Genomic DNA, 22,534 nt, shown 5'->3' with positions numbered 1-22,534 from the left:
ACAGCAATGAAACTTTTGCCTGTCTTTTCACCACATCAGGCTCGGTGGTATTCTTGGAGTTCTCACACAACCAAGAAAATGAAAAACATGAACAATCCTTTATCCAACCTTCAGTTGGATGTTTGGTACAAGGTGCTGATCGTCATTTGCACGATCGTATTCCTCTCTACCGCTGGTGGACTGCTACCAAAATTACCTACAAATTCAGCGCTTCTTATTTCTCTTGGCGGCGTATTTTTTTGCTGTGGTGAATGGAAAAATCATCCACGCTACACAATCCTCGAAGAGGCCATGGGCCAAAGATTTCTTGGTACTGGCTTCAAGCGCAAATTCAGTATCACAGGCACCATTCTTTGCTTGCTTGGTGCTTATCTGATCTACAAGGGAATCATGCCACTTTTGTAGGTCACAACCGCATTTAGGGCACTTGCTATAAACAGGTGTAAACATCATCCCTTTAGGGAGATTTACCATCTTTCTGTTTGCACTAGTGCTCATACTGCCTACCCACAATGGTTACTGTTGATGATTTGAATATACAAAACGTATTCATTTAGGTCAATACGATTTGTATACAAAAATCGTAGTTAACATTATGTATTTGTTTTTTAACGAAAGAATTGTTGTAGAAAGTTGCGTATAGGACTATTTAGACGGGGAGCGAAGTATGATTCATATAACCCAGCGGGTAGCTGGGCATAGTATGATTTCTAGATAAGTCGTAGCTTAGTTTCAACGGCAACACCAATGATTCGACAGTTTCCATTGATTGGAACAAGTGGCCATTGCGGATTTAGTCCTTTTAAATATTTTTGGCCCCCATCAATGATCAATTTTTTGAAAGTAGCTTCATTTGTATCTGATAGTTTTGCAATCACCAAGCTACCGTTTATAGGATCTCTTCCTGTATCGAACAAGACAAAGGTACCCTCAGGAATACTCAGGCCAACTGGTGCTGTCATAGAATCACCTTCAACTTCCAGCCAGAATGCCTCTCCCTGGATATGGGCATCAGACTCAAGCCACAGATCGATATCTTTCAGGGTGTAAGCTTCTACAGCTTCCCCCCAGGCCCCAGCTTTGACGCTACTCAATACTGGATACTTTTTACCTGGCTTATACCTGCCAACGTACTCAACATCCCCTTTGATGGTTTCATCAACTATTAAACCACCCGCACCAACAGAAAAATTTTTTTTCCCTAAAAACTCTAGGATTCGTGCGATCTCCTGCAGGCTAGGCTCACGCCGAGCATTCAACCAATGGCTTACTGCACCTTTGGTTATGCCAAGATGTTCTGCCATCTGCTCTTGAGTAATTCCCTGTGATTTCATCAGGGATTTAGCTAGGTCGTACCATTTCATCGTCATACCAAAATAATACAACCTGTATACTTTTAATCGAGTCACAAAATGTATATCTCACTTGTGAATTTAAGATACAAAATGTATATTCATATCGTTAACGGGAGAACGTAATGAATAATCTTCGAGCAATAAGAACAAAGCTGGGTATCACACAAAGGCACTTAGCAAGTGCACTTGGTGTAACAAAAGGGGCTGTTTGTCACTACGAAAACAGCAAAAGGAAAATGAACATCGATCAGTGCCGTGCAATCGTTTCTGCCCTCAATGATTTCGGTGCAGAAGTCAGTATCGATGATGTTTTCCCACCTCTGCAGTCTAGTGAAACGGCTGCATAAACATAACTACCAAAGGAAAAACAACATGGTAGAGCAAAGCCTGAAAGAAGTAGTGAAAGCGATGTGTAAAGCGTACCCCGGAGGCCGTGAGGCTATGGCCGGTGCTCTCGGCATGTCAGTGACGCAGTTTAACAACAACCTGTACGAGAAGAACGGCTGCCGCTTTTTCGAAGTGAACGAGCTGGAGGCGATGGAAGACATTTCAAACACGTCTCTCCTGGCTGATTACTTCGCGCAACGTCGCGGCGCTCTGCTGGTGGACGTACCGCAGCTTGAAGACCTTGACCGTGTAGATCTGTTTACCCACGCAATGAGAACTGCAGCAGCACGTGGTCAGGTAGATCAGATTATCCAGAAAGCCCTGGAAGACGGAGTTATTGAACCGCATGAAGCCGATGAGATTCACGAGCATCACCGCCGTCACCTGGCAGCGCGTGAAGAAGAAATCCGCGCGATTGTCGCGCTGTTTAGCCGTAAGAAAAGCCAAAAGAAGTGACGCCCGCGAGTGTGCAGCTCCGGGCGTCGTGGCGTGTCGTATTCAGTGGAGAAACTAACGCATGAACAGTTTAAACCGATTGAGACCAGCGAAGCAATTCAGATGCCTTCCACTGGTGGGAAAAGACTCTCCCTTCGGCTATGTGGAGAGATTAAACGACCAGGCTGGTGCGAACAACTACCAGCCTGAGAACGCGATGGTAGAGGCTTTTGCTCAGATGAACGAGAAGGGGCGTGAGGAATGGCTGAAGTTAACCGGCGATTCAAAGACCACTACGGCGTCCCGGTCCATGTCATCAGGTGGGAGCCACAGACTCGACGCGTTATATACCTTCGCGAAGGGTACGATCATGAGTGCTTCAGCCCTCTTGAGCAATTCCGGCGTAAATTTACAGAGTTAAAGGACGACCATGAGCCTGTTGATGCCATCCCGGCCGATAGTGATAAACCCTGACCTTGCGTACAGCATTGGCCTGAACGAGGCTATTGCGTTGCAGCAGGTTAACTACTGGCTTAAAGAAACCACCTCCGGACTGGAGCGTGACGGCGTGCGCTGGATTTACAACACCAACGAGCAGTGGCTGGAGCAGTTTCCGTTCTGGTCTGAGTCTACGCTGAAGCGCACATTCACCCGCCTGAAGCAGCTCGGCGTACTCAAAATTGAGCAGCTGAACAAATCTCAGCGCGACATGACGAACTACTACACGATCAACTACGAAAGCGAGCTTTTAGATGAGGTCAAAGTGACCAAATCGAAGAGTTCAAAATGCACTCTTCCATCAGGTCAAAATGAACCGATGGAAGAGGTCAAAGTGAAACGCTCCAACGGGTCAAAACGAACCGCTCTCATCAGGTCAAATTGCACTGATGTTCTTACAGAGAATACAACAGAGAATACTACAGATATTAAAAAACCTATTTGTCCGGTTGCGCCGCAACCAGACGGTGATGTGTTGATCACCGATCAGGCTAAACAGGTTTTGGTTCACCTGAACCTGGTGACTAACTCCAAATACCAGGTATCAAAAAACTCCCTGCAAAACATCAGAGCCAGAATTGGGGAAGGATTCACCGTCGAAGAGCTCTCACTCGTTGTTGACTACTGCAACGCCAAGTGGAGCGAAGATCTCACGATGTCCGCATACCTACGCCCACAGACGCTTTTCCAGCCTACCAAGTTCCCTGGCTACCTGAAGTCCGCGAACAGTTGGGCAAATGCCGGGAGACCAGCACGAGTTAACGGGAAATGGGTTCGCGAAGATGACGTGTTTAAAACCAGTTTCAAAACCACTGATTACAGCAAGACACCAGCGGGTTTCAGGGGGATAAACTCATGAGCTTTCTCAAAACAATTCAGCTGTTCGTGGCCAACAACCCTGGACTGACGAACAAAGAGATCGCTGCAGCACTCCCGGAGTATGCCTTGCACAGTGTTCAGCGTGCTGTATGTCGCCTTGTCATGCTTAATCGTGCTGAGCGCAAAGGCGAACGTCACAACTTTCGTTACTACGCTAAAGCGCCGGAAGGTCCTATTGGGCCTATCACTCCACGAATGCCGGTTGAGAAATCAGAAGTAATTCCTGAGCCAAAGCAGGAAGCCGCACCAAACCCGGCAGTCATTGCGATGATGGCAAAGGCTAAAGAGTTATCTGACAAGGGACTTTATCTGCGTGCTGCTACCGTTCTGATGGAGGCATTCAATCGCTCAAAGAACGAAACCATGCGAGCCAAAATTCTCAAAGAGCGTAAGCGCTGCCTGAGTATGGCGCCGATGGTTAAAACCACCGGGGATGGCTGGTGTCTGGCTGGCCGAGCGAGGAACGTCTGATGAAATACTCTCTGATTTACGCTGACCCAGCCTGGCTCTATGACAACAAAGCCAGCAACGGTGCAGCAGAAGACCACTACGACACGATGAAGCTGATCGACATGAAGCGTCTTCCAGTGTGGGACCTTGCTGCCGATGATGCTGTTCTGGCCATGTGGTTCACCGGAACGCACACCCGCGAGGCTATTGAACTGGCTGAAGCATGGGGCTTTAAGGTCCGCACAATGAAGGGCTTCACATGGGTTAAGTTCAACCCGCTGGCAGAGCAGCACATCAACAAAGCGCTTCAGGCTGGTGGAGTGGAGGACTTTTACGACTTTCTCAACCTTTTGAACGCGCAGACGCGCATGAACGGCGGCAACTACACCCGAGCCAATACCGAGGACATGCTGATCGCCACCAGGGGGAATGGACTGGAACGCCAGTGCGCCAGCATCAAGCAGGTTATCTATAGCCCACTCGGAGAGCACAGCCAGAAACCAGCAGAGGCCCGTTTCCGCCTAGAGAAGCTTTACGGTGACGTACCTCGCATCGAAATGTTCAGCCGTTGCGGTGCGCCAGGCTGTGACCATTGGGGAAATCAGGCCGAGCAAGCAGCAGTTGAATTGATTCCAGGCGTTGCTGTTCCGGTGACAAATAACCGGGAGCATGCAGCATGATAAAACTATCAACCGAGCAGGATAACGCGGTTCGTGATGTTGCTCGTCAATGCAGCACCGCGCTTAAGAAAGCCATCGTTGAGAATCCATCAGCAGGGTGGAACTCAATAGCAACGCCGATCCTGAAGGAATATCACGAGAAGGTTAAGCCTATGGGGGTCAGCCTAATGATGTTCTACAGCATCATCGGGCGGCTTAACGGTCGCTTTGGCCGCTACAAGGGTCGTATTGGGGAGGGCTCATGAACGAGTTAACGCCGCGTCAAAGTGAAGTGTATGAAGCTATCAAGGTTCACATTGAAAAGGTCGGCTTCCCGCCAACGTTGATAGAGCTTGCTGAATTGATTGGTTGCTCATCACAGAACGCTGCTGCTGAGCACGTTAAGGCGCTAAAGAAAAAAGGTTACCTCTCCGTTGCTCCTGGCGTTGCCAGGGGCATGACCGTCGTCAAAACAGAATTGGACGTTGATCCGGTAGCGATCATTAAAGACCTGTTATCCGGTGGAGAAAAGGCCAGAGATAACGCTGTTCAATGGCTGAAAAAACAGGGAGTGACTTTATGAAACTGGTGCTCCCGTTCCCGCCGAGCGTAAACACCTACTGGCGAGCCCCGAATAAGGGGCCGTTAAAAGGTCGTCATCTTATCAGCGCCAAAGGCAGGGCATATCAAAGCGCGGCATGTGTGGCCATAGTTGAGCAGTTGCGGTTCCTTCCAAAACCTTCAACTGCACCGGCTGCAGTCGAGATTATGCTGTACCCACCGGACGAACGCCGCCGCGATATCGACAACTACAACAAGGCCCTGTTTGACGCTCTCACTCACGCAGGTATCTGGGAGGATGACAGCCAGGTGCAGAGAATGCTGGTGGAGTGGGGGCCGAAAGTACCTGGTGGACGAGTAGAGATATCGATCAAGAAACATGAACCTCTGGCGGGTGCAGCCGCCTGATAAGTGGAGAAGAGCATGAATCAGATGAATATCACCGTAATGTGTCATACTCACCACGTCGCCGCGATGGGACAGCAAATAACTATGTCCAGCCGTGAGATTGCTAAGCTGGTCGACTCACGACACAGCAACGTCTGTGTGACCATCGAGCGCCTCATGAATTCTGGCGTAATTGGGGGGTATGCTGCATTGCAGTACACCCACCCTCAAAACCAGCAGGTTTACCATTACTACGAAGTTAACAAGCGCGATAGCTACGTTATCGTCGCGCAGCTTTGCCCTGAGTTTACCGCCCGCCTTGTTGACCGCTGGCAGGAACTGGAGAGCGGAGCCGGGATGGTTGTGCCTCAAACTCTACCTGAAGCACTCCGCCTGGCCGCCGATCTTGCCGAACAGAAACAGCGCCTGAGTGAAGAGCTGGCCATCGCCGCACCAAAGGCAGAATTTGTTGATCGCTACGTCAAAGCTACTGGCTCAATGACGTTCCGGCAGGTTGCCAAGCTCCTGAACGCCAAAGAACCTGAGTTCGCGATGTTCCTCATTGAGAACGGCATCATGTACCGGCTAAACCGTGTGCTTACACCAAAGAGTAAACACATCGAAGCAGGGCGCTTTGAAGTGAAGACCGGCACCACCAACCAGACCAACTACACATTCAATCAGTCTCGCTTCACCGCAAAGGGCGTGCGCTGGATTGGCGGCCTGTGGGCTGAACATATCGCTAAGGGGCAAATCGCGTGAGAGCCATACTGACACCTGAAGTTGCGCCAATGTCCGGGGTGGTGCTGTTCCGCCCTGGTAACGAGTTGCTGTGGCTGTTCCGTCGTGGCCGGGTAGTGATTGAAATCCCATCAGAAGCAATCAAGCATCTTCCATCTGGTCTTATTCCGGAAGCGCACCAGCCACTGACAGATGATGTCAGCATGCAGGAGCTTTTTCTGAATGAGAGAGTAATTCAGCGTGCTGGTGGTCTTAGCGGCCTTGATGCCTGGCTGGAGCGTAAATTCGAATGTCAGTGGCCCCATAATGAATGGCACTCAAAGGACTTTACGGTGATGCGTCATACCCCCGGAAGCATTAGCCTCTGCTGGGGCTGTGATAACCAGTTACGTGAACAAACCTCTGAAAGACTGGCAGGAATTGCCATGCAGAACCTGGTAAAATGGCTGCTCGAAAGGGTGAATATTATGCTGGGCTTTGGCGCTGACCACACCCTGACGCTTCCAGAGTTCTGCTGGTGGATGGTACGTAACGATCTGGCTGACCTTATTCCTGAATCAGTGGCTAACCAGGCACTCAGGATTAAGCCTGAATCGCACAGTTCAGTGATGCGGGAAAGCGACATTGTTCCGTCATTACCGGCTACAGAAATCCTCCAGGAGAAAGTTAAGAAGATAGTCTCGGTGAAGGTCGATCCTGAATCACCGGAATCTTTCATGCTGAGGCCAAAGCGCCGTCGCTGGGAGAACGACAAATACACCCGCTGGGTGAAGTCTCAGCAGTGCAGTTGCTGCAATAACCCGGCAGACGACCCCCACCACCTGATAGGCCACGGGCAGGGTGGAATGGGTACCAAAGCGCATGACCTGTTTGTGATACCGCTGTGCAGAGCGCATCACGATGAGTTGCACGCTGATCCTGTGGCATTTGAAGCGAAGCACGGCGACCAGTTGGTGCTGTTGTTTCGGTTTTTAGATCGTGCGCTGGAAATCGGCGTACTGGCGTAAGTGGAGACGCAACATGATCAATCCTTCAGAAGTTGGCAAATCCGGCGAGATGGTTCGCCTTCGCACTCTCGAAAGCATCTGGGTACAGGGTAAGCTCCGTATGTGGGGTCGCTGGTCTTATATCGGTGGTGGCTCAGGCGGAAACATGTTCAACCAGCTGCTTGCGTCCGGGAAAATTACCAAGACCGCAATCAACGATGCGCTGCGCCGCATGAAGAAATCCGGCATCACTAAACCTGAACTGGAAGCTTACCTGCGCGAAATCCTCGACAGCAAAAACAAAAGCGGCCTGGCGTTCTGCTCAGACGAAGAGGGGCTTAAGGTGGATGGTGTAATTGCGTCAGTCCTGATGAATGACGACTACCGATCGCTTTATGGCGTCATTGTGGACCGTCACAGACTTCGCAAGAGCAAGCTTCAGATGGCGAACGAGCTTAATGCCAAACACCCTGACTGGACCCTCATAACATGCCGCCGCCGAATCGACACATGGATAAGTTTGGCAGAATCGATCCTGTACGCTCCACTTTGTGACGCGTTTGACACAAATGGCGACAGATTTAAGTTGCAGAGTGAGCAAGAAAGTGCTTAAATTGTGTTAAGCTCGGGACGTTAAAGCGAATTGAGCTACAAAACATAAAGAACCCGCTAAGTCGCGGGTTTTTTTATATCTTAATGAGCCTGCAATGCTTTATGGCTTTTGGAGCCTTAATAAATATAGGGCTCAAAATGGTATCAACAGGTGTTACGCTCCTTCTTTGCCAGATTGCCCTGTACTCTTTCTGATAAGAATATTTAATATCTTTTGTTTGAGCAGGGTGTAACTTAGTATCTATAAAGTAAGGATATTCCTTATCCATATAAGTGATTTCGCCATGCCAAGCAATTTCACCTGCTGTTCGTCTTATCTTATTTGTCAAGGCATTGATAAATAAGATAGGGTTAAAAATCTCTATGCAAGTGTCGCAATCAAATTCATTCATCGCTTTTCTGCTTGGTTCTGTAGTCATGCAGAAAACATAGAAATCTTCCGAACTAATTTCACGGACTAACTTTATACCAGTTATTGATGAACCAGCACCTAAATCCATAAACCCATTGAGAAATGATGATTGCGATTCAGTCATTTCATCAATATACAAAGTCTGGTCTATGTCCATAAATGGGAAATGAGAACCTTCTTTTTTATCTCCGATGGCTTCATTAAAAGTCTCGTTTTTTTTGAAATCTAAAAGAGTTCCTATTCTCAATGTACCATTCTGGAAAAACATTTCCGCATGTTCTGATTTTATGTATTTGTAAAGCAAATCTCTTACCTCCTATTAGATGGTATGTATTTTATTCAAATATGTATTTTGAACCTTTACAGATAAAAAGAAAACTTTCCCCTCAATTTTTATGAGAGGACTCACGGCAATAAGAGGGGGCTAAATGTCCGATCCTGTTTCTGGCACTACGGTAGCGGCTGGTGGTCTGATGGGGGCCAGCATGTTCGGTCTGGCAACTGGCATAGATTACGGTGTGGTGTTCGGCGCATTCGCTGGTGCGGTGTTCTACGTCGCTACGGCGGTAAACATCAGTCGACTTAAGCTGGTGGGCTACTTCATCACCTCATTCATCTTCGGCGTTATTGGCGCGCCTCTGCTTGGCTCTTACTTCTCCAAATGGACGGGGTATAGCGACAGGCCACTTGATGCGCTGGGCGCGGTAATCGTAGCCGCTATTGCTATTAAGCTGCTGACGTTCGTCAACAGTCAGGATTTGGGTAGCCTGTTTGGAATTCTCTCACGTTTACGTGGTGGAGGGGCCAGCAATGGTAACAAGTGATCCGAGTGCAATGGTGAATGCACTTATCTGTGGGGTGATCGTACTTGCTCTGATGTTCTACCAGCGCGGTGGGGCGAGACATCGCCCTCTGATATCGCTGATGGCTTATTTTACGGTGCTGGTATACGCCAGCGTCCCTTTCCGTTATCTGTTCGGCCTGTATCATGAATCGCACTGGTTCGTGGTGCTGGTGAACGTCCTGATATGCGCCGCCGTTCTCTGGGCTCGGGGAAACGTAGCGCGCCTGGTTGATGCACTGAGGCACTAATGAACCAATCACAATTCCAAAAGGCGGCTGGGTTAAGCGCCGGGTTAGCTGCGCGCTGGTTTCCACATCTGGATTCTGCAATGAAAGAGTTCGGCATTACGGCATCGCTGGATCAGGCCATGTTTATCGCTCAAATGGGGCACGAGTCTGGGGGATTTACCCGGATGGTGGAAAGCCTGAACTATGCGGTAGAGAACCTGGTACCGACATTCGGTAAGCACCGTATCACTGAGCAGCAGGCCTCAGTACTCGGCAGAACGGCAACGCAACCGGCCAATCAGAAAGCAATAGCCAATCTGGTTTACGGCGGGGAATGGGGTAAAGAGTATCTGGGGAATCAGGTTACTGGTGATGGCTGGAAATATCGCGGACGCGGACTGAAGCAAATCACTGGGCTGAGCAATTACCGCAGCTGTGGGCAGGCTCTGAAACTGGACCTTGTTACCCAGCCTGAGCTGCTGGAGCGGGACGAGTACGCTGCACGCTCCGCTGCATGGTTCTATGTCTCTCATGGTTGCCTTCTTCATTCCGGCGATGTTGAGCGCGTGACACTGCTTATCAATGGTGGTCGTAACGGGCTGGATAAACGCCGTGCGCTGTTTAACCTGGCAAAATCAGTGCTGGTGGTGTGATATGACATCAAAGATATTTCTGGCACTTTCCACCGTTCTTCTTCTCTCTGCTTGCGACAATGGGCCAGAGCCAGCCAAATCTACCATGGCAGTTTCCTCGCAACTTTCCTCTGATGCTGACCGCATCAAGGTGACAAAAATGTCAGAGTTTCGTGATGGTCTCGCCTATGACAATTGGCGCGGTGTTTATCTCATCCAGGACAAACAAACTGGACGTGAATACATCGGAATAAGTGGAATCGGCATATCGGAGGTTGGTTCTCATAGCCAACTGGTCGGAAAAGTCCAGCAGCAGGTAAGGGACGAACGATGAACCTTGAAATAATTTTAGGGCTGATATTTGCAGCGATTGCAGTGATTGCCGGAGCGTTTGGCATCGGTCATTCACGTGGTACCAGCAAAGCTGAGGCGAAAGCAGAGCAGCAGCGAACCGAAGAGAACGCCGCCGCAACGGTCGCTGTAGCAGAGCGCCGGGTAGAGACAACGAAAGAGGCCAGCAATGCACAGCAGACTGTTAACCATATGCCTGATGACGATGTTGATCGCGAGCTGCGTGACACGTGGAAGCGTCCCGGTGGTGGTTGATACCGCCTGTGATTGGGTAAAGCCAATCTACCTGACCGATCATGATATTGACGTTATGGACCGCCAGACGAAGAAAGACATCCTGGCGCATAACAAAGCGTGGCAGGCGAACTGCCAGAAAGAAACCAGAGCCTCGCAATAGCGGGGCTTTTTACTAGCCGAGGAATCCCAATGACTGTACGTGCAAAATTTCAATGTAACAGCATCAATAAATCGCCAGATAACTCTTCTGCTGTCGTCAACCTGATGGCGGTAACGACCGGCAGTAAGGATAACGAAGCCTGGTCGAAGTATACCCCCAGCGGTCAACTGCAGATGGTCATCTCTAACCCAGCAGCTTTCGAACAGTTCGAGCAGGGGAAAGAATACTTCATCGATATTCAACCGGCTCAGTAACCATTACAAAGCTCACCTGCAGGTGGGCTTGATAATGGTTATTCCAAAAGAAGAATAAGGTCAGCAATATCCCTCAGATGAGATATTGCTGAGGGATATTCAGGAAATACCCATTTTTTTTGCCATTTCTTCAATCAGTAAATGCAACTTATAGCTTGTGGCTGAAATAGCTGCTCCGCACCCGGAGCAGCGCACGAAATAAAATTGGTGGTTGCTGCCAGATACTCTGGTTCTCATATCCAGTTCAAAACTCGTCGAATCGCATTTTGGGCATTTTGTGCTTGAAGCCATAATCAATTCCTTTGCAAAAGTGTGTGAAATCACAGTCTACGACAATCTTTGACAGGGTTATAGGACACAATGGAAGTTATTATTGATGGTACCCATTACGCCCCGCTTGAATCCAACCTGCCATTGATTGGCATTGCTATAACGACACATCAACGCCAAGATGTTTTGAAAAGAGCACTTGAGCAGCATCTGAGGCACCTGCCAGCCTGTGCGCTGGTGGTGGTTATCGATGATGGTTCAAAACCTGCAGCGGTAGTGCCCGACGGCGTGCAGCTGCTTCGCAATGAAACATCACTCGGCATTGTTGCTTCGAAGAACGCCAGCCTTTCAGCCCTGATGGATGCCGGGTGCGAGCATCTATTCCTTTGGGATGATGATGCCTGGCCCATCGCCGATAACTGGCATCTTCCATACATCGAGTCACCAGAACCCCATCTGGCTTATCAGTTTCTTGACCTTGCTGGACCACGAAAGATTAACGATATGACCGTCCTGTACCGGGATGATAAGCATATCGCTTACACCGGGCAGCGCGGTGTGATGCTGTATTACCATCGCAGTGCAATCGAGAAGGTCGGAGGATTCGATCCGGTATACGGTCGCGGCATGTACGAACATCCTGACCTGGCCCTTCGGATTCACAATGCTGGTTTAACGTCCTGGGCGTTTGCTGATGTGGTTGGCTCTGAAAAGCTGATTCACTCAATGGACGAGTATGAAGAAGGCGCCCGCAGCATACCGAGACCTGAACGTGAAGCGCTCGATAAAAGGAACGCTGTGATTTATGGCCAGCGCCGTGATTCAGGATATACAGGCTATGCCGAGTATCGTTCTCAGCGCGACGTGGTTATAACAACGTTGCTTACCAGCCAGCCAGACCCGCAGCGCGGTACGAAAATGGCGGCCGCACCTGACATGCTGACCAAGTGGGCTGCCTCGCTTCGAAACTGTGGCCGTATCGCGCTGGTGGATGAACTTCAGACGGCACCGGCAGACGTTGAGCTGTATCGCGTTTCTGACGTGAAGATGAATGTCTACTTCCGGCGCTGGCTGCATATCTGGCAGCACCTGCGCGATCACCCTGAATACCGGTTCGTCTGGTGTACTGATGGTACCGATGTCGAAATGCTTCGCGCACCGTGGGAAGAAATGCAGCCAGGAAAGGTTTATGTCGGTTCAGAACCGAAGACATACGCGGACACCTGGGCAAAGCAGAATCATCCGGAGCGTATCTATCAGGAATTTATTGAAGCGCACCGCAACGATGTGATGTTTAACGCTGGTCTGCTGGGTGGCACCCGCGCTGATGTAATGGCGTTCTCTCACTGCATCATCCGTCTTTACTACCGGATCGAGAGTTATCGCTTCTGGAAGAAAGAACAGGCTGGCGCCGCGGTGGGTGACATGCTGGCGTTCGGTATTGTCGCGCAGTCATTCGCTGACAGGCTGGTCACCGGCCCTCTGGTTCATACCGTTTTCAAAACTGATGGTATCGGTAAGGAGGTCGCATGGTGGAAACACAAGTGAAGTTTGTTGTGGTTGGCCATCACTCTCGCATAGGTTATGCGCAACGACTTGCCGCGCTGCTGGATGCTCATCTTCTGATTGATGACGGTAACCACGGTGCTAACTGGAATCATCGTCGCGCGCTTGAGTGGGCTGCAGAGCAAACCTGCCGGGTAGTGGTGCTGGAAGACGACGCGCTGCCGGTACCTGGATTCACCGAAAAGGTAACCGACTGGTTAGTACGCTGCCCAGATGACCTTCTGAGCTTTTACCTCGGTACTGGTCGGCCTCCTCAGTATCAGATGCAAATAGCCGAACGGCTAATCATTGCTGATAAAGCTCGATATGAATTCATTTCGTTTCCTCGCCTGATTCATGGTGTTTGCTACAGCGTGCCGCATCACCGTATAAGCCGTGTGCTATCTCGATGGGACAGTGATAAGCCTGCCGATTTTGCAGTGGGTGATGCTTGGGGTGGCTCAGTGATCTATCCGTGTTACTCGCTGGTGGACCATGCTGACGGCGAGCCGGTTGAGCGTCACCCTGACTCAGCGCCACGCACAGAACGCCGCCGGGCGTGGAGGTTAGCCTGATGCCTGCGTTAATACCGAGAGCATGCCGTAAGCGTGGCTGTCCTGGCACAACCACAGACCGCTCAGGCTATTGTCCCAAGCACCTTAACGAAGGCTGGCAGCAGCATCAGCGAGGACAGAGCAGGCATCAGCGAGGTTATGGCAGCAAGTGGGACAGGCTGCGCCCAATCGTTCTCGACAGAGATAAACACCTTTGTCAGGAATGCCTGCGAAATGGAAGGTATACACCCGCTGAGACGGTGGACCACATCACCGCCAAAGCAAATGGGGGGACCGATGACCTGTCCAACCTCGAAAGCCTCTGCAAGCCTTGCCACAGGGCGAAGACAGCGGTCGAAAGACTCAAATGACATCAATTCTCATTTGAATCGACCGATGGGGAGGGCGGGTTGAAAGTTCAGGAACGACGCGCCAAAGGACCGCCGCCTAACCTCTTTTCACATCGCCGCAGGTTAGAAAACTTTTTTATGGGGTCCCCCACTCGATGATTAATAGGAGTTTTCGATTATGTCTGGACCACCGAAAACCCCGACCCATCTACGTTTGGTGAGGGGTAACCCATCAAAACGCCCGATCAATGAGAACGAACCAAAACCCGTTGCAGGGGTACCCCCAACGCCGAAGCATTTCGACAAGCAGGGGAAATACTGGTTCAAGCGGATGGCCGACGAGCTCGATGCTATCGGTGTGATGTCCCAACTGGACGCCAGAGCCCTTGAGCTTCTGGTTGAGGTTTACACCGAGTACCGGCATCACTGCGATACGCTGGAGAGAGAAGGCTACACCTACGCCGTATATAGCGACGAAGAGCCAGACGAAGGCAAAGAGCGAGAGATTCGCATGATCAAGGCTCACCCGGCAGCCGTCATGAAAGCTGATGCCTGGAAACGTCTGCGTGCCATGCTCGGTGAGTTCGGCATGACGCCAGCCAGCCGCTCTAAAGTGAATGCAAAAGGTCCTGATGCGGTTGATCCGTTGGCCGAGTTTATGAAAGCGAGGGATTAATGGCTAAGGTTGCAGAAGGCATCCGCTACGCCGATAGGGTGGTGGCGGGAGAAATTATTGCCTGTGAGTATGTGCGCCTTGCCTGTCAGCGTTTTCTTGACGATCTGGCACACGGCGAAGAGCGCGGTATTTTCTTCAGTGAGCCGCGCGCGCAGCACATTCTGAATTTCTATAATTTTGTTCCTCACGTCAAAGGTGCGCTGGCAGGCCAGCCTATTGAGCTGATGGACTGGCATGTTTTCATCCTGATTAATATTTTTGGTTTTGTTATCCCGCTGGTTAACGAAGAGACGGGGGAAACCGTTCTGCGTAACGACGGCAGCGGTCGGCCGGTGATGGTTCGGCGTTTCCGTACAGCAGATGTTGAGGTGGCCCGTAAAAATGCCAAATCAACGCTTTGCTCCGGTGTGGGGCTTTATATGGCTGGCGCAGACGGCGAGGGCGGGGCGGAGGTTTATTCCGCTGCAACCACCCGTGACCAGGCGCGAATTGTTTTTGAAGACGCGAAAAATATGGTCAAGAAGGCGAAAGCCACTCTTGGCCGGATCTTCGAATTCAACAAGCTCGCTATCTACCAGGAGCAAACGGCCTCCAAATTCGAGCCTTTATCATCAGATGCGAACAACCTCGACGGCCTGAACATCCACTGTGCCATCGTCGACGAGCTGCATGCTCATAAAACCCGTGACGTCTGGGACGTTCTGGAGACGGCCACAGGCGCGCGCCTGCAATCGCTGCTTTTCGGTATCACCACCGCCGGCTTCAACAAAGAAGGTATCTGTTACGAACTACGCGATTACGCAATCAAGGTCCTGCGCGGCCTGGTTAAAGACGATACGTTTTTTGCCATCATCTACACCTTAGATGAAGGTGACGATCCCTTTGATGAAAAAGTCTGGCAGAAGGCGAATCCGGGGCTGGGTATCTGTAAGCGCTGGGATGACCTGCGCCGCCTAGCTAAAAAGGCGAAAGAGCAGGTTTCGGCCAGGATAAACTTTTTCACCAAACACATGAATATCTGGGTTACCGCTGAGTCTGCCTGGATGGACATGATGAAATGGGAAAAATGCGAGTTTATCGCCCCGCAGCACGAACTTAAAACCTATCCCTCCTGGGTGGGCGTTGACCTTTCAAACAAAATTGATATCTGTGCAGCCGCTAAAGTCTGGCGCGCACCAGGTGGCCACGTTCATGCGGATTTTAAATTCTGGCTGCCGGAGGGACGCCTTGATAAGTGTTCACGCCAGATGGCAGAGCTCTATCGTAAGTGGGCCGAGATGGACAAGCTGATCCTTACCGACGGGGATGTAATCGACCATGCTCAGATTAAGGAAGAGCTACAGGTGTGGGTTGCTGGAGAGAGTCTGAAAGAAATTGGCTTCGACCCGTGGAGTGCGACGCAGTTCAGCCTTGCGCTGGCAGAAGAAGGGCTGCCGCTGGTGGAAGTGCCGCAGACGGTTCGCAATTTCTCTGAGGCGATGAAAGAGGTCGAAGCACTGGTATACGGTGGCCGCTTCCATCACAGCGATCACCCGGTAATGAACTGGATGATGTCCAACGTAACCGTCAAACCTGACCGAAACGAGAACATTTTCCCGAACAAGTCCACACCAGAGGCCAAGATTGATGGCCCGGCGGCATTGTTCACAGCAATGAGCCGCGTTCTGGTTAACGGTGGCAACGACCAGCAGGATCTCTCCGGATTCTTCAATAATCCCATCATGGTAGGTTTCTGATGAAAAAAAACAAACAGCCAGGCAGGGTGAAAAGCGCTCTGCTTAACTGGCTTGGTGTGCCTATCAGCCTGACTACCGGCACGTTCTGGGAGGAATGGTTTGGCACCAGCAGCAGCGGAAAGGTGGTCACGGCCGATAAAGCCATCCAGCTATCGGCTGTGTGGGCATGCGTAAGGCTGTTAAGCGAGTCTATTTCAACCCTTCCGCTGAAAATATATGTTCGACAGCCTGACGGTTCGCGCAAAGCGGCAACCGATCATCCGGCCTATTCGATACTGTGCCGCCGCCCCAATTCAGAAATGACACCATCACGCTTTATGTTGATGGTGGTCGCCAGTATTTGCCTGCGCGGGAACGCCTTCATTGAGAAGAAATTCATCGCAAACCGCCTTGTTTCGCTGGTGCCTTTACTGCCGCAGAACATGGTGGTTAAACGTCTCACTACTGGGGCGCTGGAATACAAATACACTGAAAACGGAAACGAGCGCGTCATTCCGGTCAAAAACATCATGCACATTCGCGGGTTCGGTCTGGACGGTGTTTGCGGCATGATGCCGATGAAGACTGGCCGGGATGTGATCGGTTCAGCAATGGCCGTTGAAGAGTCCGCTGCGAAGATATTCGAACAGGGCCTGCAGAGTTCAGGATTCCTCTCTTCTGATAAAGCTCTGGATGATACTCAACGTGAAAAACTTCGCGGTTACATGGCGGCGTTTACCGGTTCGAAAAACGCCGGGAAAATCATGGTTCTTGAGGGTGGTTTGACGTACCAGGGCGTGACCATGAACCCGGAAGATGCTCAGATGCTCGAAAGCCGCGCATTTAGCATTGAGGAGATCTGCCGCTGGTTTCGCGTGCCGCCTTTCATGGTTGGTCACACCACGAAACAAAGCAGCTGGGCATCCAGCCTGGAAGGTATGAACCTGCAGTTTCTGACTCATACACTTCGACCGCTGCTGGTGAATATTGAGCAGGAAATTGGCCGGTGCTTACTCGACAGCGATGACGAAGTGTTTGCAGAATTCTCTGTTGAAGGTCTGCTGCGAGCCGATAGTGCCGGTCGCGCGGCATACTATACCAGCGCGCTTCAGAATGGCTGGATGTCCCGTAATGACGTTCGTCGTCTTGAGAACATGCCGCCGATTGAAGGGGGCGATATTTACACCGTTCAGCTCAACCTGACGCAACTGAAAAATCTCGAAAGCAGCAACCCTGCTGTTCAGGCACTGGCCCTGCGAGAGCTGCATAACCACGTATTTCCCGATATTTCCTTTGAACAATCTCCGCTGAAACAGGCCGCTTAGGAGCACTTTCCTGATGAGCAAAAAACAACTTCCGGTAGCACCGGCGGGTCGCCCCTGCGCGCGCGTTACCTGTGAAACATTACCGTCCGCACTGGACCGCTGGGACGGCGGGATCAAAGCGGCGGCCACCGACGATAACAGCATTTCTGTTTTTGATGTTATCGGGCAGGACTACTGGGGCGAAGGGGTAACAGCTAAACGCATTGCCGGTGCGCTTCGGGCTATGAACGGTGCCGACGTTACGGTGAATATCAACTCACCGGGCGGCGACATGTTCGAGGGTCTGGCTATTTATAACCTGCTCCGCGAATACGAAGGCCGTATAACGGTGAAGGTGCTGGGAATTGCCGCCAGCGCCGCCTCGATAATTGCGATGGCCGGGGATGATATTCAGATTGGCCGCGGCGCCTTCCTGATGATCCACAACTGCTGGGTATACGCGATGGGAAACCGCCATGATTTTGCAGAACTGGCACAGTCACTGGAACCTTTCGATACCGCTATGGCTGACATCTACGCGGCGCGCTCCGGCCTTGATATGGCCGCTGTGAAAAAGCTGATGGACGCGGAAAGCTATATCGGTGGCAGTGATGCTGTGGCGAAGGGGCTGGCAGATAGCTTGCTTTCTGCTGATGCGGTCAGCGACGGCGACGAATCGCCTGCAGCTGCGCTTCGCAAACTTGATGCATTGCTGGCCAAGACCAACACCCCGCGCTCTGAGCGCAGAAAACTCATTAAAGCCTTATCCGGTGGCATGCCTGGCGCTGTCACCACCAACGACGGTACGCCGGGCGCTGCCGAAGACATCAAACCTGAAACCATCAATTCACTTGAAATCGCCCTGGCGGCGTTAGTCAAATAAGGACCCTTTATGTCTGAAGTAAACGATATTTTGAAAAAAGTCACGGCCAGCATCGAAGAGGCAACCGGAAAGTTCAACGCTAAAGCAGAAGATGCACTCAAAGAGGCGCAGAAATCCGGCAAGCTGTCAGAAGAAACAAAGGCAGCCGTCGATAAAATGGCTTCTGAGTTCAACGCCCTGCGTGAAGCAGAAAAAACGCTGAAGGCCGCAATGGGCGAACTTGAGCAACATGTTGCCCAGATGCCGCTGGCAAACGCGAAACAGATTGTCGAGTCCGTTGGCCACCAGGTGATCTCCGCTGAAGCCCTGAAAACCTTTGCTTCCAGCGTGGAAGGTGGTAAGCGCATCAGTATTCCGGTTAAGGCAGCCCTGACTTCGGTGGATGTTCCTGATGGTGTTGTGGAGCCACAGCGCCTGCCGGGTATTGATACGGCACCGAAACAGCGCCTGTTCATCCGCGATCTGATTGCTCCAGGCCGTACATCATCCTCAGCTATTTTCTGGGTGCAGCAGACAGGCTTTACCAATAACGCGAAAGTGGTTCCTGAAAATACGCAGAAACCATACAGCGAAATTGAGTTCACGCCGAAAATCACTGGCGTAAGCACCATCGCTCACCTGTTCAAAGCCTCGAAGCAGATCCTGGATGACTTCGCACAGCTGCAGTCAACCGTTGATGCAGAAATGCGCTACGGACTGAAGTACGCGGAAGAGCAGGAAATTCTCTTCGGTGATGGTACCGGCGTGCATCTGCATGGCATTGTTCCTCAGGCGTCAGCGTTTAATCCGGCGTTCACTGTGGAACAGCAGAGCGGGATTGACGATCTGCGCCTGGCAATGCTGCAGGCGCAACTGGCGCGATTCCCGGCATCTGGCCACGTTCTTCACTTCATTGACTGGGCGCGGATCGAACTGACCAAAGACAGCCTTGGCCGTTACATCCTGGCTAACCCTGCAGCGCTGACTGGACCGACGCTTTGGGGCTTGCCGGTTGTAGCCACGGAAGCGGCGGCCTTCCAGGGTAAATTCCTGACCGGTGCTTTCAACGCTGGGGCGCAAATCTTCGACCGCGAAGATGCTAACGTGGTTATCTCCACGGAGAACACCGACGACTTTGAGAAAAACATGATCACCATCCGTTGTGAAGAACGTCTGGCGCTGGCCGTTAAACGCCCTGAAGCGTTCGTGTACGGTTCATTCAGCACTGGCGCTGGTAGCTGATAAATAATGCGGCCTTCGGGCCGCTTTTTTTCGGGGTGAATAAATGCTTGATCAAGATGTGGTGAAACAGCACTGCCGCATTGATACCGATTTTACCGGCGATGATGCTCTGCTGAAGATATACACAGGTGCGGCTGCGCAATATGTACAGACATGGACAAGGCGAACGCTCTATGACACTGAAAGCAGCCCTGGATACGCAGAAGACCCTGATTCGATTCTCCTTAAAGATGATGTGAAGGCGGCGATGTTACTCCTTATCGGTCACTGGTATGCAAACCGAGAGGCGGTAAATATCGGGAACATAACATCAGATATCCCATTTGCTGTGGAAGCGCTACTGCAGCCGTACCGAATCTATGGGTTGTAGGAGGTGTTATGCAGGCCGGGAGACTCAGAGACAGAATCACCGTACAGAACCTTTCTTCGGAAAGGGATAGCTCCGGGCAGCCCGTTGAATCATGGCATGACGGCTCGGAGACATGGGCCGAAGTAAAAGGGATTAGTGGACGTGAACTGGTAGCGGCAGGGGCTGAAACCGCCATCGCTACTATCAGGGTATGGACACGATTTCGCCGTGATATCACTGCTGCCTCCAGGATAAGGGTTGAAACTGGCCCGTTTAAGGGGGCTGTTTTAAATATTGTTGGTCCACCAATACCTGATTCTCGTGGTGTTCTTTTCGAAATTTTATGTAAGCAGGGGGCCGAAAAATGATTGAAACGAGCCTCGACTTTTCCGGTTTAAATGACATCGCAAAAGACCTTGAGTCGCTCAGCCGCGCTGAAAATAACAAGGTTCTTCGCGATGCCACGCGCGCTGGCGCCGAAGTGCTTAAGGAAGAAGTGATCGCCCGCGCGCCGGTGCGTACCGGGAAACTGAAAAAAAACGTGGTGGTGGTGACCCAAAAAAGCCGCCGCCGCGGGGAAATTTCTTCCGGCGTCCACATTCGTGGTGTAAACCCGCGCACCGGGAACAGCGATAACACGATGAAGGCGAATAACCCGAGAAACGCCTTTTACTGGCGATTCGTCGAAATGGGTACCGTTAACATGCCGCCGCACCCTTTCATTCGTCCCGCGTTCGATGTACGTCAGGAGCAGGCGACGGAGGTCGCAATCAGGCGTATGAACCAGGCCATTGACGAGGCATTAAGCAAATGACGGAAGACGATCTCTATCCTCTGCTGGCGCCGCTGGCCGGAGGGCAGGTTTATCCCTACGTTGCGCCTCTCGGCAGTGACGGAAAACCTTCAGTCTCTCCGCCCTGGGTAATTTTCTCGATTATTACCGACGTGGCCGCAGACGTTCTTTGCGGTCAGGCTGAATCTGCCGTTTCTGTGCAGGTTGATGTCTATTCCAGCACCATCGCTGAAGCGCGCACGATCAGGAATATGGCGCTTGATGCTCTGCAGGTGCTGAAGCCGGGAAGTATTGTAAAAACGCCGGGCTATGAGCCTGATCTGCGCTATCACCGGGCAACGCTCGAATTTCAGGTCACCGTCTGACCAGGCCTAAACCATCCCACCCGCTCCGGCGGGTTTTTTTATTTCAGGAGACAGTTATGTCCTCACTTTATGAAAAATCACAGGGCACGAAGATTCAGATCACTTCCGCCCCGGCAACGCCAGAAACGGTCGGTTCAGCAACCTATCTGGATTTGCAGTGCACCATTAAAGAGGTGCAGTTCACTGGCGGTCAGAAACAGGATATCGACGTCACAACCCTGTGTTCTACAGAGCAGGAGAATATCAACGGCCTGGGTGCACAGTCAGAAATTTCACTGTCGGGTAACTTCTACTCCAACCCGGCACAGGATGCCCTGCGTGAAGCCTACGACAACGACACCACATACGGTTTCAAAATCATTTTCCCTTCTGGGATCGGCTTCCAGTTCCTAGCTGAAGTTCGCCAGCACACCTGGTCATCAGGTACAAACAACGTCGTGGCCGCCACATTCTCGCTGCGTCTGAAGGGCAAGCCCCAGAAAATTGATCCGGGTTCATAAGGAGTAACCGATGAAATCTATTAAGGAGCTCGCGCTGTCGCGTCAGTCCGCATTCCGCCACGTTACTGTTGAAGTGCCGGAATGGGATGGAGTAAAGATTATGCTCAGGGAACCATCAGCAGAAGCATGGTTGCACTGGCAGGACGTGATTAAACCGGGTGATACTGATGGTGAGTTGTCCGTGTCAGAACGTGCGCACCGCAATCTTCGCGCCGATGTCACACTGTTTATTGACGTTTTGTTTGACGAACAGGGTGAACCGGTATTCAGCAAGAATGATTTTGCCGATGTTGAAGCGGTGTATGGCCCTGTTCATGCGCGGTTGCTGCGCCAGGCTCTTAATCTGACTACTGACCCGAAGGAAGTTGAGGGAAAGTAGCACAGCCCGGCATGCGGTTTCTGATGTCGCTTGCGCTCCGCATGGGGCGCACGCTATCAGAGCTTCGGGATATCATGTCTGCCAGTGAGCTCAGGCTCTGGGCTGAATTTGATAAGCATAGCCCAATAGGTGATATCCGGGGCGACATTCAGGCGGCACAAATTGCAACGGCTGTGTTTAATGCTCAGGGCGCAAAAGCCACGCTGAGTGACATGCTGCTGCGCTGGCAGCGTGATCCTGATGATGAAGGTGCAGACCCGTTTGCCGGGCTTGAGGCGGCGCTAACTGCTGCGACACAATAATTGCTTCACATGTCTTCAATGTGGCGATACGCTCTTTCCTTAAGAAAAGGAGGCGTTATGGAACCACTGGTAGTAGTGTTTGGAATATTCGGCTGGCTGATAAATCTAATTGTGATTTTTTATTTATTACGGTTTAGCACAAGGGCAAATGAACAAGTTGAAGCCCTTAAAGAGATAAATAGAAAGCAAGATGCGCAAATAGATTTATTAATACAAGTCGCTCACCAAAGAAAAGACAGTTTATAACTCAAGACCCGCTAC

The 22,534-nt window shown here is 51.2% G+C and carries 38 protein-coding genes and 1 pseudogene; 36 read left to right on the top strand and 3 right to left on the bottom strand.

Annotation, left to right across the window (positions count from 1 at the left end):
- Positions 1–87 precede the first annotated feature (87 nt).
- Positions 88–405 carry a hypothetical protein gene (locus tag ACJ9Y9_RS14715; protein ID WP_059363706.1) on the top strand — a complete coding sequence of 106 codons (318 nt, stop codon included), beginning with the start codon at positions 88–90 and terminating at the stop codon, positions 403–405.
- A gap of 305 nt (positions 406–710) precedes the next feature.
- Here ACJ9Y9_RS14715 and ACJ9Y9_RS14710 read toward each other — a convergent pair whose 3' ends face one another.
- Entirely contained in the window at positions 711–1,370 is a 660-nt protein-coding gene (locus ACJ9Y9_RS14710) for a LexA family transcriptional regulator (RefSeq protein ID WP_028019564.1), read from the bottom strand.
- Positions 1,371–1,477: 107 nt separating this feature from the next.
- Between ACJ9Y9_RS14710 and ACJ9Y9_RS14705 the strand changes: the two genes are divergently transcribed.
- The 12 genes from ACJ9Y9_RS14705 to ACJ9Y9_RS14650 all read left to right on the top strand — a co-directional run bounded on the left by ACJ9Y9_RS14705 (position 1,478) and on the right by ACJ9Y9_RS14650 (position 7,951).
- Positions 1,478–1,702 (top strand): helix-turn-helix transcriptional regulator, encoded by a 225-nt coding sequence (locus ACJ9Y9_RS14705; RefSeq protein ID WP_028019563.1) that lies wholly within the window; start codon positions 1,478–1,480, stop codon positions 1,700–1,702.
- Positions 1,703–1,727: 25 nt separating this feature from the next.
- On the top strand, positions 1,728–2,198 hold the full coding sequence (locus tag ACJ9Y9_RS14700) for a YmfL family putative regulatory protein (RefSeq protein ID WP_028019562.1): 471 nt from the start codon (positions 1,728–1,730) through the stop codon (positions 2,196–2,198).
- A gap of 240 nt (positions 2,199–2,438) precedes the next feature.
- Positions 2,439–2,651, top strand: coding sequence for a DUF4222 domain-containing protein (locus tag ACJ9Y9_RS14695; protein WP_072032750.1), 213 nt, complete (start codon positions 2,439–2,441; stop codon positions 2,649–2,651).
- Positions 2,608–3,534, top strand: coding sequence for a conserved phage C-terminal domain-containing protein (locus tag ACJ9Y9_RS14690; RefSeq protein ID WP_028019560.1), 927 nt, complete (start codon positions 2,608–2,610; stop codon positions 3,532–3,534). Before ACJ9Y9_RS14695 ends, ACJ9Y9_RS14690 begins: the two co-directional genes overlap by 44 nt.
- Entirely contained in the window at positions 3,531–4,025 is a 495-nt protein-coding gene (locus ACJ9Y9_RS14685; protein ID WP_028019559.1) for a hypothetical protein, read from the top strand. The genes ACJ9Y9_RS14690 and ACJ9Y9_RS14685 overlap by 4 nt, the downstream gene beginning before the upstream one ends.
- The gene (locus ACJ9Y9_RS14680; protein ID WP_032667038.1) at positions 4,025–4,684 is read left to right on the top strand and encodes an MT-A70 family methyltransferase; all 660 of its coding nucleotides are present in this window, start codon (positions 4,025–4,027) and stop codon (positions 4,682–4,684) included. Before ACJ9Y9_RS14685 ends, ACJ9Y9_RS14680 begins: the two co-directional genes overlap by 1 nt.
- On the top strand, positions 4,681–4,929 hold the full coding sequence (locus ACJ9Y9_RS14675) for a hypothetical protein (RefSeq protein WP_028019557.1): 249 nt from the start codon (positions 4,681–4,683) through the stop codon (positions 4,927–4,929). Before ACJ9Y9_RS14680 ends, ACJ9Y9_RS14675 begins: the two co-directional genes overlap by 4 nt.
- Complete coding sequence (locus ACJ9Y9_RS14670; RefSeq protein WP_028019556.1) at positions 4,926–5,246, top strand: LexA family transcriptional regulator; 321 nt, start codon at positions 4,926–4,928, stop codon at positions 5,244–5,246. Before ACJ9Y9_RS14675 ends, ACJ9Y9_RS14670 begins: the two co-directional genes overlap by 4 nt.
- Positions 5,243–5,632 carry a RusA family crossover junction endodeoxyribonuclease gene (locus ACJ9Y9_RS14665; RefSeq protein WP_023338483.1) on the top strand — a complete coding sequence of 130 codons (390 nt, stop codon included), beginning with the start codon at positions 5,243–5,245 and terminating at the stop codon, positions 5,630–5,632. Before ACJ9Y9_RS14670 ends, ACJ9Y9_RS14665 begins: the two co-directional genes overlap by 4 nt.
- Positions 5,633–5,656: 24 nt before the next feature.
- Positions 5,657–6,373: a phage antirepressor KilAC domain-containing protein gene (locus ACJ9Y9_RS14660; protein ID WP_028019555.1), complete on the top strand. Its 717-nt coding sequence runs from the start codon at positions 5,657–5,659 to the stop codon at positions 6,371–6,373.
- Positions 6,370–7,359, top strand: coding sequence for a DUF968 domain-containing protein (locus ACJ9Y9_RS14655; protein ID WP_028021400.1), 990 nt, complete (start codon positions 6,370–6,372; stop codon positions 7,357–7,359). Before ACJ9Y9_RS14660 ends, ACJ9Y9_RS14655 begins: the two co-directional genes overlap by 4 nt.
- Before the next feature lie 13 nt (positions 7,360–7,372).
- The gene (locus ACJ9Y9_RS14650; RefSeq protein ID WP_028019553.1) at positions 7,373–7,951 is read left to right on the top strand and encodes a DUF1133 family protein; all 579 of its coding nucleotides are present in this window, start codon (positions 7,373–7,375) and stop codon (positions 7,949–7,951) included.
- A 73-nt stretch (positions 7,952–8,024) separates the two neighbouring features.
- Here ACJ9Y9_RS14650 and ACJ9Y9_RS14645 read toward each other — a convergent pair whose 3' ends face one another.
- Positions 8,025–8,666, bottom strand: coding sequence for a hypothetical protein (locus ACJ9Y9_RS14645; RefSeq protein ID WP_032667037.1), 642 nt, complete (start codon positions 8,664–8,666; stop codon positions 8,025–8,027).
- 124 nt (positions 8,667–8,790) lie between these two features.
- Here ACJ9Y9_RS14645 and ACJ9Y9_RS14640 point away from each other — a divergent pair, with 124 nt between their 5' ends.
- The 7 genes from ACJ9Y9_RS14640 to ACJ9Y9_RS14610 are packed head-to-tail and all read left to right on the top strand — an operon-like array spanning position 8,791 to position 11,067.
- On the top strand, positions 8,791–9,186 hold the full coding sequence (locus ACJ9Y9_RS14640) for a phage holin family protein (RefSeq protein ID WP_022648767.1): 396 nt from the start codon (positions 8,791–8,793) through the stop codon (positions 9,184–9,186).
- Positions 9,173–9,454 (top strand): phage holin family protein, encoded by a 282-nt coding sequence (locus ACJ9Y9_RS14635; RefSeq protein WP_028019551.1) that lies wholly within the window; start codon positions 9,173–9,175, stop codon positions 9,452–9,454. The genes ACJ9Y9_RS14640 and ACJ9Y9_RS14635 overlap by 14 nt, the downstream gene beginning before the upstream one ends.
- Entirely contained in the window at positions 9,454–10,086 is a 633-nt protein-coding gene (locus tag ACJ9Y9_RS14630) for a glycoside hydrolase family 19 protein (RefSeq protein WP_028019550.1), read from the top strand. Before ACJ9Y9_RS14635 ends, ACJ9Y9_RS14630 begins: the two co-directional genes overlap by 1 nt.
- A 1-nt stretch (position 10,087) precedes the next feature.
- On the top strand, positions 10,088–10,399 hold the full coding sequence (locus tag ACJ9Y9_RS14625) for a hypothetical protein (protein ID WP_028019549.1): 312 nt from the start codon (positions 10,088–10,090) through the stop codon (positions 10,397–10,399).
- Positions 10,396–10,671, top strand: coding sequence for a hypothetical protein (locus tag ACJ9Y9_RS14620; RefSeq protein ID WP_028019548.1), 276 nt, complete (start codon positions 10,396–10,398; stop codon positions 10,669–10,671). Before ACJ9Y9_RS14625 ends, ACJ9Y9_RS14620 begins: the two co-directional genes overlap by 4 nt.
- Complete coding sequence (locus ACJ9Y9_RS14615; protein WP_050482960.1) at positions 10,622–10,813, top strand: hypothetical protein; 192 nt, start codon at positions 10,622–10,624, stop codon at positions 10,811–10,813. The genes ACJ9Y9_RS14620 and ACJ9Y9_RS14615 overlap by 50 nt, the downstream gene beginning before the upstream one ends.
- Before the next feature lie 29 nt (positions 10,814–10,842).
- Complete coding sequence (locus tag ACJ9Y9_RS14610) at positions 10,843–11,067, top strand: hypothetical protein (protein ID WP_028019547.1); 225 nt, start codon at positions 10,843–10,845, stop codon at positions 11,065–11,067.
- Positions 11,068–11,166: 99 nt separating this feature from the next.
- Here the strand turns inward: ACJ9Y9_RS14610 and ACJ9Y9_RS14605 are convergent, their stop codons facing one another.
- The gene (locus tag ACJ9Y9_RS14605; RefSeq protein ID WP_152546614.1) at positions 11,167–11,358 is read right to left on the bottom strand and encodes a hypothetical protein; all 192 of its coding nucleotides are present in this window, start codon (positions 11,356–11,358) and stop codon (positions 11,167–11,169) included.
- 69 nt (positions 11,359–11,427) lie between these two features.
- Here ACJ9Y9_RS14605 and ACJ9Y9_RS14600 point away from each other — a divergent pair, with 69 nt between their 5' ends.
- From ACJ9Y9_RS14600 to ACJ9Y9_RS14525, 16 genes and pseudogenes are all read left to right on the top strand, one after another.
- On the top strand, positions 11,428–12,885 hold the full coding sequence (locus ACJ9Y9_RS14600) for a glycosyltransferase family 2 protein (protein WP_028019546.1): 1,458 nt from the start codon (positions 11,428–11,430) through the stop codon (positions 12,883–12,885).
- Positions 12,867–13,457 carry a hypothetical protein gene (locus ACJ9Y9_RS14595; protein ID WP_375294219.1) on the top strand — a complete coding sequence of 197 codons (591 nt, stop codon included), beginning with the start codon at positions 12,867–12,869 and terminating at the stop codon, positions 13,455–13,457. The genes ACJ9Y9_RS14600 and ACJ9Y9_RS14595 overlap by 19 nt, the downstream gene beginning before the upstream one ends.
- The gene (locus ACJ9Y9_RS14590) at positions 13,457–13,807 is read left to right on the top strand and encodes an HNH endonuclease (protein WP_032619870.1); all 351 of its coding nucleotides are present in this window, start codon (positions 13,457–13,459) and stop codon (positions 13,805–13,807) included. Before ACJ9Y9_RS14595 ends, ACJ9Y9_RS14590 begins: the two co-directional genes overlap by 1 nt.
- A 157-nt stretch (positions 13,808–13,964) precedes the next feature.
- Complete coding sequence (locus tag ACJ9Y9_RS14585) at positions 13,965–14,462, top strand: phage terminase small subunit P27 family (protein WP_231079220.1); 498 nt, start codon at positions 13,965–13,967, stop codon at positions 14,460–14,462.
- Entirely contained in the window at positions 14,462–16,198 is a 1,737-nt protein-coding gene (locus ACJ9Y9_RS14580) for a terminase large subunit (RefSeq protein ID WP_231079219.1), read from the top strand. The genes ACJ9Y9_RS14585 and ACJ9Y9_RS14580 overlap by 1 nt, the downstream gene beginning before the upstream one ends.
- Positions 16,198–17,502, top strand: a complete 1,305-nt coding sequence (locus tag ACJ9Y9_RS14575) for a phage portal protein (RefSeq protein WP_059476491.1) — start codon at positions 16,198–16,200, stop codon at positions 17,500–17,502. The genes ACJ9Y9_RS14580 and ACJ9Y9_RS14575 overlap by 1 nt, the downstream gene beginning before the upstream one ends.
- Before the next feature lie 13 nt (positions 17,503–17,515).
- Positions 17,516–18,364, top strand: coding sequence for a head maturation protease, ClpP-related (locus ACJ9Y9_RS14570; RefSeq protein ID WP_231079218.1), 849 nt, complete (start codon positions 17,516–17,518; stop codon positions 18,362–18,364).
- A 9-nt stretch (positions 18,365–18,373) separates the two neighbouring features.
- The gene (locus ACJ9Y9_RS14565) at positions 18,374–19,585 is read left to right on the top strand and encodes a phage major capsid protein (RefSeq protein ID WP_028021402.1); all 1,212 of its coding nucleotides are present in this window, start codon (positions 18,374–18,376) and stop codon (positions 19,583–19,585) included.
- A gap of 43 nt (positions 19,586–19,628) precedes the next feature.
- The gene (locus tag ACJ9Y9_RS14560; protein WP_028019705.1) at positions 19,629–19,955 is read left to right on the top strand and encodes a head-tail connector protein; all 327 of its coding nucleotides are present in this window, start codon (positions 19,629–19,631) and stop codon (positions 19,953–19,955) included.
- 8 nt (positions 19,956–19,963) lie between these two features.
- Positions 19,964–20,302 carry a phage head closure protein gene (locus ACJ9Y9_RS14555; RefSeq protein WP_028019706.1) on the top strand — a complete coding sequence of 113 codons (339 nt, stop codon included), beginning with the start codon at positions 19,964–19,966 and terminating at the stop codon, positions 20,300–20,302.
- Positions 20,299–20,748 carry an HK97-gp10 family putative phage morphogenesis protein gene (locus tag ACJ9Y9_RS14550; RefSeq protein ID WP_028019707.1) on the top strand — a complete coding sequence of 150 codons (450 nt, stop codon included), beginning with the start codon at positions 20,299–20,301 and terminating at the stop codon, positions 20,746–20,748. The genes ACJ9Y9_RS14555 and ACJ9Y9_RS14550 overlap by 4 nt, the downstream gene beginning before the upstream one ends.
- Positions 20,745–21,092, top strand: coding sequence for a DUF3168 domain-containing protein (locus tag ACJ9Y9_RS14545; protein WP_028019708.1), 348 nt, complete (start codon positions 20,745–20,747; stop codon positions 21,090–21,092). Before ACJ9Y9_RS14550 ends, ACJ9Y9_RS14545 begins: the two co-directional genes overlap by 4 nt.
- A 56-nt stretch (positions 21,093–21,148) precedes the next feature.
- Positions 21,149–21,568: pseudogene (locus ACJ9Y9_RS14540) on the top strand (phage tail protein); the annotation flags it as partial.
- 34 nt (positions 21,569–21,602) lie between these two features.
- Positions 21,603–21,971: a phage tail assembly chaperone gene (locus tag ACJ9Y9_RS14535; protein WP_028019710.1), complete on the top strand. Its 369-nt coding sequence runs from the start codon at positions 21,603–21,605 to the stop codon at positions 21,969–21,971.
- Positions 21,972–21,982: 11 nt separating this feature from the next.
- Positions 21,983–22,273, top strand: a complete 291-nt coding sequence (locus tag ACJ9Y9_RS14530) for a DUF4035 domain-containing protein (RefSeq protein WP_028019711.1) — start codon at positions 21,983–21,985, stop codon at positions 22,271–22,273.
- 57 nt (positions 22,274–22,330) lie between these two features.
- The gene (locus ACJ9Y9_RS14525) at positions 22,331–22,519 is read left to right on the top strand and encodes a YebO family protein (RefSeq protein ID WP_028019712.1); all 189 of its coding nucleotides are present in this window, start codon (positions 22,331–22,333) and stop codon (positions 22,517–22,519) included.
- The last annotated feature ends 15 nt before the right edge of the window (positions 22,520–22,534 follow it).

It is taken from the genome of Enterobacter sp. CPE_E1241 (assembly GCF_045618265.1).
GTDB classification, from domain to species: Bacteria; Pseudomonadota; Gammaproteobacteria; order Enterobacterales; family Enterobacteriaceae; genus Enterobacter; species Enterobacter adelaidei.
This window is presented reverse-complemented; position numbering and strand designations above follow the sequence as displayed.